The following is a 12,002-nucleotide window of genomic DNA, read 5'->3' on the forward strand; positions in this document are numbered from 1 at the left end:
TCTGCGTCATGTGCAGGGTTACCAGTCGTTCAACTAGAACGGCGCTGCTGCTATGCTGATCGCGGCGATCTGCATGCAGTTGATCGGGCTGTTGCAGGTGGCATCGTTGTGCAACTTGCGTTCGAGTCGAACTTGATCTGCTGTTTGCTCGGCATCGGTTTGCGCATGTTGCTGGTGTCGTTTCTGATCAATGAATGGTCGCAGCTGATTTCGTTTTTGAATTTGCGACGATGTTCTACATCCTCCACCTGTCGTTCGCGTAGATGATTTTGGCCAGCGTGCTGGTAGTGCTGCTGTTGGTGATGTTGTCTACCGTCGAGTAACCAGGCTCAGGTACAGGCCGTTCGCCTCGGCGTGGTACAGACGACTGTGATCATGCCTGATGGCGGTGATTGCCAGCAGCTTGATCGAGGCGCTGACCACTTGGTGGCTGCATTGTTCAACTTGACGATGCTGGTCGATTGCCTCTGGGAACTCGGCGCTGGGTTTGAGCATGATGACGCTGTCGTCGCTCATGGGCTGCACGCAACAGACTTTGGTGCTGACTTCATCGACGATTTTTATCTGTGCATGACTGGCGTCGCAGATTTTCTGATCCAGCTGATTTTCTGTGCTGCCGATGCTGATGTTGTCGACCGCGCAGCATCCAACCTGACTGACAGAGCCGTTTTTTTCTGCATGATTCAAGCACAGCAAAAAGTCGTGGTGGCTGTGGTCGCTGCACTGGCGTGATCGATGTGCTGGAGTATCTGTCGATGCCCTGCCTTTTCAGTCGACGATGCTAGTCGATCAAACTCAGCAACGACGCCTTCGTGTCTGCTGAGCAACGACCCTGGTGGTGTCGCGTATGGCCGGGTTCATCAAAGAGGTGGTGGTGGCAGACAATCATCAGATCTAAATCTGTGCAGTTACTGGCGTCGTGATGGCGCTGATCCTGCTGATTTTCTGGCTGCCGCTGCGGATCTAGCCGCCGCATGCGCCAACCCTGGACTGCCACGCGCAGGTTTTTTATGACGACTCAAGGCCACGCAAAAACTCGCAGTCGTCTGTGATCGCTCAGGCGCAGGCGGTCGGTGTGCTGGTGTATCAAGCGCTGCCCTGGCTGTTCGGCCAGCAGGCATTGAACACACTACCAACGACTTGGCTGTCGTCTGTGCTGACTTCACCGTGGAGAATGCTCAACAGGTGTGCACCGGGATCGATCAAAGCTGTGCGTGGCTGGACACGACCACCAGCAGAACCAGGCCGCGGCACGTAAGCAGGTGGAAATCGCTGACGGCGACTAGCGCGCTGCTGCTGAAGCCGCCGATTTGCAACACGCGCAGGTCGCGCTGGAAATCGCGCAGTTTCGGAACTGTCCTACAGGCGTATCCTTGCGCGCCAGTCGACGGTGATCGCTCAGGCGCAGCGCGTCGGTGCGAGTCGGCCAAGGCTGACATGACTATCGGGCAGCAGGACTTGAAGCGGTAGAACCAGTTGAAGCAGGCGTCTGTGGTCGGCACCTTGCAGGAAACCCAGCTCAACCGACGTGCAGCCGGATCGATGAGGCTTGTGGTGCGGGTGGACACGTCTCGACGGCGAAACTGTCAGCGGACCGCAAGTCGATAGCAATGCTCCCGGCGACCGCGCGATGCCGTTGACGGCAGTTTGAAACACGGACAAGGCCACGCTGGCAATCTTCAGTTTCGAGCAGTCGTACACGCGTATCACCGCGCTGCAGGTATTGCATGATCCGGGCGAGCGCGCTGTGCGAGACGGCTGCTACGTGGAGATGTGGGTAGCAGGCTGCTAGCATTGATACCGTTAAAGCTCGGCCTATGTCGATGCGTGAAGTGACGCAGCGATAACGCAGCTTACCGACGATGACAGCCTGGTCCTGACGTCTGTCGGCATTGGGGGTCTACAGTGTCGGCGGGGACATCCAGACACCTGCCGCTACGCGAGCATTGCCGCGTGGGCACCGGCGTGACCAACGCGGCGGTCAAACCAGACAACGTCAGCGGCACCCTTGCACGAACGCTGGTGGGAAGTGATTCACGACGTGCAAGTTTTTGCCTTGATCCGAGCGCGCCGCTGCGCCGTAACGGCTGCGAGTGTGGAAGTGGGTAGCAGCGCGCATTGATACCCAAAGCTCGCGCCACCTCGCTAGGTGAGGTGACCGCCGAGCGTTATGCAACGCTTTCCGTCACTGACAGCTAGGTCCTGAAACTGTCAACATTGGCGAAGGCTTGAACGACCCGTCCGGGCACAACGGCACTTCCAGAACCTTGAAGCTAGTGGGATTGCCGAGTGTTCACAGCCTTCTAAAAACTGGCCTTCAGCGAGGCGCGTCAGCGCACGGTAGACCGAAGCCGCTGATGGGAAGTCTTTGACGACGCGGACAACGATCGTCGTGGCGTGTAGCTAGCGCGTGCTGCGCAGACACCTCGACTAGCAACTACATCCAGCAGCGTGGTGTGCAAGAACACCGCGCCGCCGGTCAGGTGATCACCGCCAACCTTTATGTAACGACCGGCACCACCTGCAGCTACGTTCGCAACTGCAACCTCAACGACGGTTTGAACGACCCGATCTGGCACAACGGCGAATCGGCCGTTCAAGTTGTGGCGATCGAATCGCGTTTGTCGGCCTGCTGGGAGCTGAACTTCAGGGGGCACTGATCAACGCCATGAGCCTGAAGATGGGCGACACCAATCTCGCAGTCGCTGGCAAACGACCGTTATGGCGAGATGCTGGCGGTGCTCGCAGACACCGCTGACCGAACTCCATCGAGCTGCCGTCGCAAGTGTGCCGAACAGTCGCGCGGACATTCGCCAGGCCGAAGCTCGTCTGCATGCGCGGCACCGCCTGAAGCTATCGCAACTGTGGCTCAAGGACGATTTGTATCCACGGATCACGCTGTCCGGCGAAGCTGGGCTCGCAAGCCATGCAGCTCATCGAATTTCGGTTGCTGGGGCTCACGGAGCAACGTCATCGGCCCGCAACTGATCAACGCCATCCGCCTGTTCGATGGGCGACCGCTAGCGCAGCGTGCTGGCAACAGCGCTAAGTCCAACAGCATGCAGCGGTGCCTCAGTTCTCCACAGACCGTCGCCATCGCGCCTGGCGACGCAACTGGCCGACCAGCTGACCGCGTACATACGCCAGGCCGAAGCGCCGTCTGCATACCGCCATCGCCGAAGCCATACGGCATAACCAGATGGCGCTTTCTCACCGCGCAACAGCCCTACGTCGACGGCAAGGTCGACTTCGTCAACGTCCTGACTGCAGCACAGCGCACTGTTCGGTACCTAGGACTCATGGGTGTACAGCATCGACCGGCAATTCAGCTTGGCGCTGTTCGGGATGTAGCGGGCGCTTGGGCGGCGTGCTGGAAGTGCGCGAAGCCTAACAGCAGGAAGGGGCGATCGGTTCTCAACAGATGATTCTCGCGCGGCAAACAACAAAATCAGACTGAGCAGCGTTTTGACTGCCTACAACGCCAGCACAGTTTTCGATTTTGATTAGCCTCTCCGAAACTGTACGCGATGATTACCAGCTCGCCCTGCGCATCGCGCAACAGTAATATGTCGCAGGCGTGGTCGATGTACATCAACGGTGCTGACTGTGCATCATCGCACTGCTCGCCAGCCATGAATAATGGGTGGAAAGTCTCGACCAGCGTTTCATTGACTTAAAGCTTTGGGTTGTCACCATTCGTTTAGCGGGATATCCTTGATGTCGTTGTATCCGTAGATGGAGATGGCGCAGTGTTGATTCTGGCTTCGGAAAACAAAACACGCATGGAGTTCAGCAAATTTGTTAGCTCAACTTTGTAACCGTCTTTGCGCAATGTATTGATTTGCTCATCAGTACATGTAGCGATGATTTCAAGCTCGCGGGCCATTGCACGGATGTCATTACGCAGCGATGCTGACTGTATATATCGGTGCATCGCTCCATAGCATCGCAGATCGCCGTCTGATCAAATGTATAAAGTCTGCGGTACGCGTCGTCCTGCATGTTAAAGCTTTAGCTTGTCGCAAATGGTCATTTCGCGCAGCATTGATCGCGTTGCTGTGTTGAAATCGTAGATCAAATCGGCATGTGCCCGAGCAATTTGAGTGTCATACGCGCATCGAGTTCTGCACATTTCTTAGTCATCTTTGTCCCCCTCTTTGCGGAATTTATCGATGTATTCGATCTTCCAATTGATGGGGGAGCGGAATATTGACTGTTATAGGAATAATCCTTGACGGTTATATTTTCGATGGATTGATCAATAGTCATTTCACAACATTTCGCCAGCCCTTCGGATGAAATGCATAACGTATCGCTTTACGGTCATCGCGGCATGTTGTAGACTCTGAGCATCTCGTCAAATAGTCACTGTTATGCAGCATTGATCGTGGTTGGTTTGTCGGAAAGACGTATGTCAGGTGTGCATTGCTTCAGCACTTAAACGCTCGCAGCCACCGACGCTCTGCTCGTTTTGAGTCAGATCTTCGGAGCAGTTGCCGAATTCGTCGGCCAGTATTCGATATCGCGCGAATTGATGGGGGACGAATCTGAATGTTATGCGACTCTGTCCATCAAGGTTATCTTTTCGAATGGTTGATGTTAGTCCTTTCACACAATTTGGCGAGTCGTTCAAGAAGAGTGATAGCCTTTCGCGGTTCGACGCTAATCGGCGCTATCGTAGACTCCGTAGCATGCCGCTCAGGGCGCTAACGGTTATGCGGCGTTTACGAGGTTGCGCATAATCGGCAATTGACGTTTGTCACATGTGCCGTTCAGGCGTTTCGAAGAGGCCCGGGCCAGACGCTCCGGTGCAGCGATAACGGCGAGGCGGCGAATCTCAGGTTTATCCAGTCCAGGTGAAACGCTGCAGGGTGGTTGCGGGCGTTGGATCAGGCGACCGTGGTCGAGCGCAAGTTGTCCGGGCTAATCGTCAAGCTTGCCGTTCCGCGAGGGCGCGTTGTTCAATAAGGTCGATACCCTGACGCTGGAAATCGATCTGTTCGGCCTATCCGTCGCAGTTGAATGCCGCGCAAGCCTCCAGCCGTGGCGCCGATTAAGAGCTGTCGTACCAGCTGCAACTGGTCAGGCGCTCAATTCCGACGGTCGAAACGCCTTGGCGCGCGGATCGAAGCCAAGGTCAGCGAAACCCAGTTGCTAATCTCAAGATTTCTCGAAGTCCAGGGCTTACACGCCTGCATGCGTGGCATCGCGCCATTTTCCGGAGCTTAAGTGAACGAGCGCCCGGTGCAGCGTTATGACAGCGAGCCGGCTGTTCGCGCGGTTTCTCGATGTCGAACGACAGACCGCACGCTGCGCAATCCATTTCGCAAGTGGCCTACAGCGCTGGATAATGACGGTCAATCGCTGTTCAGATTTTCAGCATTCGTCGCTGATGATCACCGGTCAGGTGCAGTCGATGACCAGGGTCAAACGCCTTGGCGCGCGAATGCGCCGATGAAGGCATTCGTCGAGCCTGTTGCTGGTCGCAATAGTTCCCGCAGCGAAGTGCTTACACAGGCGCGGATGAGTAACACCGGACATTTTCGGTGAATCGCTTCAGTGACCGCCCTGGTGCAGTCTGTGGCGCCAAGCAAGTGTTCGCGTGGTTTCTCGATGCTCGACCGTCAGAGTCGCGGTGTTCAAGAGATTTCGTAACTGGCCCGTGATCAGCCGTGGAACCCTTCCGAACAAGTCGCTGTTCGGTTTTCGCAGCTGCGGCGACAGTTGATCGCCATGCACTGTGCAGGCGTTGCACCGGGGTCAGCGCCGTGGCGCCGAATGCGCTGTACGTGGCAAACGTCGAGGAGGCGGTGCTCGCCGTTGTTGAAGCAGGATGTGTTGATCCCAGTGCGCCAGTCGGTGCTAACGCCTGCCAAAGTCGGTGCCTCAATTCAGGCGGATTGTAGCCGCACGTCTGGACGGGGTGATCGCCAAGTGTTCTGGTCAAGCCGTTAATCAGAGCGTGAACACGGGTGAGGTGTTCGGTGCGTTTGTGGCAAGCCCGTGATCTGCCGTGGAAGGCTTCCGACCAAGTGCTGCTGTCGCAGCTGTGCGACACGGTATAGCCGAAGCCTGAACTGGCAAAGCCACCTCGCAACGTTCGTGTCGCTTGATGCTGGACTCGCAACTGCCAGGTGGCTCTGCTGGCCGCTGTTGTTGCACAGAAACGTGTTGAACGCGAGTACGCCCGTCGAAGTGCTCAACCGCAGCCGAAGTGCGTGCCTGAGCGCGACGGCATCGCGGTTTTCGCCGCACTGCTGAACGGTGTGATCGCCGAGTAAACTGGTTCAGCCCAATGAGCAGCTGATGAAAATCGGCGATCCGAGTTAGTGCGAATTGAACGCATCGAACTGGCTGAAGGCTGAGGCCGATGTCGCTGGAGCGGTGCGCCGAAGTCGCGCTGTTTCTCGACAGCGATGCACTGCAACGCCACCTCGCCACGTTCGAACGTTGCTGCCTATGAATCGCAGCTCACCGCGGTCGATCAATTGGCCTCTCGCGCTGAACGCGAAATTCGCCGAACGCGACTCCGCCCGCGTAACTGCCTGCGAAGCACAGCGAAAATATTCGGCGAGCGCGACAGCACTGGCGTTGTACGCTGCTGCGGCGACCGCTGGACCGGTAAACTGGTTCAGACCGGTGTAGCGGCTGATGGAAATGACCGATCCGAGCCTGCATGCCGACCTGCGCATTGAACTGGCCGTGGGCGACGCGATCTCGCTGGAGCGGTTCGCCGCAGTGGACGCTGTTTCTCGACAGCGATGCGCTGCAACGCTACCTATCCAGCTTGGCACGCTCGGCCTATGCGGCTGTAGCGTCACTGGTCGGTGGGCAATTGGCCTAACAAGTGCTGCGCACTGCCAATCATTCACCGACGGTTTGCCGCTGTATCGGCGTCGCGCTGGAGCAACTGCTAACATATTCTGCGACCGGGCATGACCTGATCTAGTACCTGCTGCGACGATCCGCAACGCCGGGCAGTTCCAGAGTGAAGGCCCTCGTACATGACGCTGCCGAGCCTGTGTGCCAATCCTGCTGCATTAATACCTGCTTCTTCGGCCTTGGACTGTTCGGCGCGCTGGACGCTTTTCTGACCCGGTGCGTGGGCGTTACTTGAGCGCTTGGCGCGTCGGCGAAGCGCCTTTTGCGTTACTGGTCTGCTGGGCGATCCCGAACAAGTGCTGCGGGGTGTTACTGATGACGCGGGATTTGCCGCTGTACGTCGTCGAGCTTTGCGCACCTGTTGAGCGTCTGCTGCGCGATCATGATCTGCATCTCGCTGTTCTTCGCCACGCTCAGTCACGCGTTCAGTTATTCATTCAAGGCCCACGCGCACCGGGAGATCGTGTGGACAATCCTGCTGCATGGCATACCTGTTCTTCCGCATTCCACTGTGTCGTCCGGACGCTTATGTCAACGATGCCTGGCGGGTCAATGCTGGACGCGCTTCGAGTGCTGAAGGTTTTGCGGTAGGGTGCTGGCGGAATTACTGCTGGCGAGCATCGGGGTGCTGTTCTGGTCGTTCCTGCGGGACTGGCAGCGGTTCGCACGGCAGCTTTCCGCACCTGTTCAGCCTCAGCGGCGACGATGGCTTACGACATCTCGGTGTTCAATCGTCAAGCTCTGTCATGCGCTTCGATGGCTACTTTCATGGCTCAGCGACTTCTGGGAAGTCGACAATTTGCAAAGCATGGGCTTTTGCGCTGTGTCGCTGGCTCTTGCGTGCCGATGTTGTACAGCTATGTCGCGCCGATGCCTGAGCCTTGGTCACTGATCGATGCAGCGGCGATTGCTGATCGGTGGGGGTGATGTGCTGGTGGAATTACTGCTGGCGAGCATGGCGTTGTTTTTCTGGATCGTTGCTGGCGGACTATCACCTGTTCTTCACGGTGTTGTTGATGCTCTCCAGCATGACGTGGATTAGCATAGTGGTGGTTCATCTTCCAGCCGATCATGCGCTTCGATGGCTCCATTTGTGGCTCCGCGACTAATAGGAAGTCGACAATTTGCCGGGTGGTGCTTTAGCAGCCTGGTGTTACTGGCGCCTGTTGCTGAGTTCTTGATCGTGCTATGGCGCAGCTCGGTCGAATTGCGGAGCGATGGTCGCGGGCGATCGCAGCAGTGCGTTTGCATGCACTGAGGGTATGGCTCGTGGTCAAAGGCGTGACGGTCGATGATTTTCGAGATCGCGCTGGCGGTCATATCGACGTGTTGATCGAACTGGAATTGCGGGATCTTCCTGATTCGCTGGAGGCGCTGGTCCGCTGGTACATCTTCCTTCAGCAATTGCTGATGTGCCGTCAGGCCGGCCGTAGTGAAACCGCTGCCGACACAGGCATCGACGAGCCGCGCGTGGTGCTCAGCAGCGGTGGCGGAATACCTTGGCCTGATTGCTGAAGGTGAACGCCTTCTGTTGCGCAGCACGGTCGAATTGCGGACACTGTACGAGAGCTGTCGTGCCAGAACCTTGCACGCACGGACGGCTGGCTGTCGAGTCAAAGCTGTGCAGGTCGCGGATGGTCAGACGGAGGCTCAGGGCGACGTGCGTGATCTAACTGGCCTCGGCGGAACTCGATTCGCGTCAAACCATGGTGCCACCGGGCGAAATATCGCCTACGAGCCAATGCTGATGCCGCCGTCTCGGTGGACCTCAATGAAATCGCTACCAACGGTGTGGCCTATGTCGATCAGGACGCGCTGACTTCCGATCAGCAGTGGCGGAATACCGTGCGCCGTGATCAGCATCAACGTGAACGCGAACTGTTGCAGGCAGCTCATACGGGGAGCGTACTAGACCTGCTGCTGAACCTGAGGCCGGGCCGCTGGCTGTCGAGCAAGGCTGCGCTGGCGCTGGTGGTGTAGGAGGGCAGCGGCGACTGGGTGGTTATCGTGGCCTGAGGCCGAACTGTGGCGAGTCAAACTGGGTGTCAGGGAAAGCGGTTTCTCGCGGAGCGAGCCGATGCCTGCCACCCTGTCGGTGCAACTGAATGGAAATGCGGCCATCACGGGTGTCGGCCTATGTCGTATCAGGAAGCGCTGAGTATCAATCAGCACGGGCCGAATGCCGTGCACTGCGATCAGCAGCAACGAGCAGGAACCGGTGCAGGCGCAATCGACGGCGAGCAATTTGACTGTGCAGGATCAGGGCATGGGGGAACCCCATTGCAACGCGCTGCACTACATGGTGGAAAAACAGGGCAGCGGCGCATCGGTGCACTCAGCAGTGATTTCGGCGTCACTGAAATCGGCGCTGTTGTACCTGGCCATCATTTTCTAGGCCCGAGCGTAAAGATTACGGACGAACCGTGCTGCAAGGTGTGCACAAATTGGTGGAGCAAGTGCGCTTCGCGGGTGTCGGACGGGTGGTTTGTGCCAAGCTAATCTCCATCGGCGCGGCCAGCACTACACTGGCTCTAGGGTTAGCAGGAAGAGGAGCAGCAACTCGTCGCGCAGGAATTTCAGGTGTAGTATGCACAGGCATGAGTGAGAAAATCAAGTCAATGTCGAAAGAGTACATCGTGGCAAAACTGTGGCACGTCGATCGTTACCCTCAGCGAGTGATCTTCGGCGGCTTCCAATGCCATCGGCGAGTTGTACCGTTGCGCTTTATTCCGGATGCCCGCTGCCAGGGCTACGGGCGAAGCTTTCTGCCAGGTGTTCCAAAAGTTCTGCGCAGCAAGTGCGCTACCCGATGGCGATGGTGGTCAGGCGCCAATAAGCCGCATACTGGCCAGCCGTACGCTGGTCGCTGCGGATGTTTTCGATTTGATGATTGCAACGCGGCTTCGGAGCGGCTGGTGTGGTATCCGACAGCGCTAGAGTCAGCTGATCGGCCGTCACTGTCGAAATTGCTGCGCTGGCGGCGCAACTGTATCGGTAGATGCGTTAGCAGCAGCTGTGTCAACCAGGGCGACTTCTCGGTGCGATAACCAGTTGTTCGGTTGTGAGGTTTTCCTGATGCCAGCTGCCAACGCGGCAGACTATCGGCCAGCACGTTCGGGATGTTCAGCCAGCGATCCATCAACATCGGTGCCCGTCGTCGAAGCTCTGGTTGCGCAGACGTCGGCCGATCCGGTAGGCCGTGTCGCTGCCGGATGTTCACGATTACATGATTGCGTGCTTGGATGATGGTTTTTCCGCCCTGCTCCCATAGGATTGACGACAGCTGCTGGCGGCCAAATTGCAGCGGCATGGCGTGTCGCAACTGATCGGTGATGCGTTGTAGCGCTGTCTCCGAACCAGTTGGTAATTCTCGCGACGAACACCGAGCGAGCGAGTTTGACTCCTGTGCCTCCTGTCAACGCCGCCCCAGTGCCGTAGATATCGGCCTTGGTGATCATCCAGCTGCCGGTCATCGACTGGTGCACCGGCGTCGAAGATGTGGTTGAGCCATGTCGGCTGATGCACGAGATCGGCTGTGCCGTTGCCGGAACTCCACATCACCGGCTGCGTGGTGCGGTGAAGGTGTCGCAGCCTGGCTTTTATAGCGCTCTGGCCTACGACGGAGCATTTCGGCCGAACAGCAGCGTGATTGCGTGTAGCCAACGGCTGTGGTGGTCGATCAGGCTTGTTTGGTCCAGTTGTAGAAGTTTTCGAGGAACATTGACAGACGAATGCGGCAGCTATTTAGGCCGCTTCATCGCCACCTCGATGCCGTAGATCTCGGCCTTGGTGTTCATCCAGCAACCGGGCACCTGCAAGGCATCGGGTCATTGTGGTAACCCATGCGGTGATGCACGATCTCGGCTGTGCCCTTGACGAAATCGGCGTCTCCGGCTCAGTTGGTCGTTGTAGGTGATGAAAGCTTGGATGTTTGTAGCTGTCTTTCCTACCGATGTCGTCGAGGAATTCGGCCAGCTAGCAGGGTGATTGCGGCACTCGTTCAGGCGTATGTCTGTAGACTGCATAGAGTGTTCTGGTCAAAGTAGAAGATTTCGAGGACCTTGACGGCGAATACGGAACATCTTTTTAGAGCGGTTCATAGAAACTTTGATGTACTTGGCGCTGTCGACTTTCCACAGAACTTCACCTGTAAGGCATGTGCATCGCGTAACCCATTGGCTACGATCTCGGCGTTGCCGCAGAACGACGATCAGGATCAGTTCGTGGTTGTGGGTGCAAGAAGACTTTGGGTTTCTGGCCGAACTGTCATTAACTCAGGGATGTCATCAATGCGAAGTGGATACAGGTTGAGAGTACAGAATGCTGGATCAGTGGATAATATCTGATGCACTGCACGTAGCGGTTCGGGACAACCAGAATGATTTCCAACGTTGCGGCATCAGGGCGACCCCAAGTTTGTCGTGATCGCGGATAATAGGCTTTGCATCTGGAATCGCTGTGGTACTTTCGATACAGTTCTTGCGGCATGTGCGAGTGCATCATCTCACCAGATGACGTACTTTGAGTTGCAGCAGTAAACTTCACGCATCTGCGATTTCGGGGCGCACAGGCGTTTGAGTTTCAGGCCGATTCAGGTAGCGAGTTAACTCAGGGTTGCTATCAATGCGAGTTCGGTAGATTTTGAGAGCAGATAATGCCTGAGCTTTGGATAACATGCGGACGCAATACCCGTATCGGTCGCCCTTCGTCAGCATGGTCGAAGACGTAGCGACATCAGTGCGACCCCAAGTTTATCTAGTTTTCGCATGATTGCTTTGGTATCCCGGCATCGCGGGGGTAATCTTGATAACCCTCGGGCGTCAGGTTCGAGACATAGTCTACACCAGCATGACGGAGTTCGCCTGAGCAAAGCTCATCGCCCAGCTGAAAACTTGTCGATTTCTGGACGCTCACGCGTGCAAGTCAACATCCAGCTTCCGAAAGCGTGTATTCTCAACTCGTATTTGGAATACTGTGATTTTGCGATCTGGTAATACTGTGCATTCCGGATAGATGGTGCAGATATAGCCCTTCGTCCTGTTCGAAAGCTTGCTCGAAGATTAGAGAAATCTGTCCGTAACAAAATGGTTATCTACTTTTCCAATTCCTTTGTTATCCAT

At 56.6% G+C, this 12,002-nt stretch carries 9 protein-coding genes; 8 read left to right on the forward strand and 1 reads right to left on the reverse strand.

All coding sequences use genetic code 11. The features are described from left to right. Positions 1 to 375 precede the first annotated feature (375 nt). Complete coding sequence (locus AWU82_RS24085) at positions 376 to 732, forward strand: hypothetical protein (RefSeq protein ID WP_190241511.1); 357 nt, start codon at positions 376 to 378, stop codon at positions 730 to 732. Positions 733 to 1,202: 470 nt separating this feature from the next. On the opposite strand, the gene AWU82_RS24090 is transcribed toward AWU82_RS24085, so the two are convergent. Then, positions 1,203 to 1,568 (reverse strand): hypothetical protein, encoded by a 366-nt coding sequence (locus AWU82_RS24090; RefSeq protein WP_190241512.1) that lies wholly within the window; start codon positions 1,566 to 1,568, stop codon positions 1,203 to 1,205. A gap of 888 nt (positions 1,569 to 2,456) precedes the next feature. On the opposite strand from AWU82_RS24090, the gene AWU82_RS24095 reads away from it, so the two are divergent. The 7 genes from AWU82_RS24095 (at position 2,457) to AWU82_RS24125 (ending at position 10,659) form a co-directional block, all read left to right on the forward strand. Beyond that, on the forward strand, positions 2,457 to 2,660 hold the full coding sequence (locus AWU82_RS24095) for a hypothetical protein (RefSeq protein ID WP_190241513.1): 204 nt from the start codon (positions 2,457 to 2,459) through the stop codon (positions 2,658 to 2,660). 2,569 nt (positions 2,661 to 5,229) lie between these two features. After that, a complete protein-coding gene (locus AWU82_RS24100; RefSeq protein WP_190241514.1) occupies positions 5,230 to 5,550 on the forward strand; it encodes a hypothetical protein in 321 nt (106 codons plus the stop codon). Positions 5,551 to 6,676: 1,126 nt separating this feature from the next. Beyond that, on the forward strand, positions 6,677 to 6,844 hold the full coding sequence (locus AWU82_RS24105; RefSeq protein WP_190241515.1) for a hypothetical protein: 168 nt from the start codon (positions 6,677 to 6,679) through the stop codon (positions 6,842 to 6,844). Between the two features lie 1,226 nt (positions 6,845 to 8,070). After that, positions 8,071 to 8,397, forward strand: coding sequence for a hypothetical protein (locus tag AWU82_RS24110; RefSeq protein ID WP_190241516.1), 327 nt, complete (start codon positions 8,071 to 8,073; stop codon positions 8,395 to 8,397). Positions 8,398 to 8,643: 246 nt separating this feature from the next. Beyond that, positions 8,644 to 8,862, forward strand: coding sequence for a hypothetical protein (locus AWU82_RS24115; protein WP_190241517.1), 219 nt, complete (start codon positions 8,644 to 8,646; stop codon positions 8,860 to 8,862). Positions 8,863 to 9,061: 199 nt separating this feature from the next. Beyond that, positions 9,062 to 9,277: a hypothetical protein gene (locus tag AWU82_RS24120; protein WP_190241518.1), complete on the forward strand. Its 216-nt coding sequence runs from the start codon at positions 9,062 to 9,064 to the stop codon at positions 9,275 to 9,277. 1,052 nt (positions 9,278 to 10,329) lie between these two features. Continuing rightward, positions 10,330 to 10,659 carry a hypothetical protein gene (locus AWU82_RS24125; protein ID WP_190241519.1) on the forward strand — a complete coding sequence of 110 codons (330 nt, stop codon included), beginning with the start codon at positions 10,330 to 10,332 and terminating at the stop codon, positions 10,657 to 10,659. Positions 10,660 to 12,002: the final 1,343 nt, after the last annotated feature.

Source organism: Pseudomonas glycinae (assembly GCF_001594225.2).
In the GTDB taxonomy this organism is placed as follows: domain Bacteria; phylum Pseudomonadota; class Gammaproteobacteria; order Pseudomonadales; family Pseudomonadaceae; genus Aquipseudomonas; species Aquipseudomonas glycinae.

Excerpts from the sequence above, each read along its gene's own strand:
- AWU82_RS24110 (WP_190241516.1), top strand. The coding sequence starts at position 8,071 with ATGGCGCAGCTCGGTCGAATTGCGGAGCGATGGTCGCGGGCGATCGCA.
- AWU82_RS24120 (WP_190241518.1), top strand. The coding sequence starts at position 9,062 with ATGCCGTGCACTGCGATCAGCAGCAACGAGCAGGAACCGGTGCAGGCG.
- AWU82_RS24085 (WP_190241511.1), top strand. The coding sequence starts at position 376 with ATGCCTGATGGCGGTGATTGCCAGCAGCTTGATCGAGGCGCTGACCAC.
- AWU82_RS24105 (WP_190241515.1), top strand. The coding sequence starts at position 6,677 with ATGCCGACCTGCGCATTGAACTGGCCGTGGGCGACGCGATCTCGCTGG.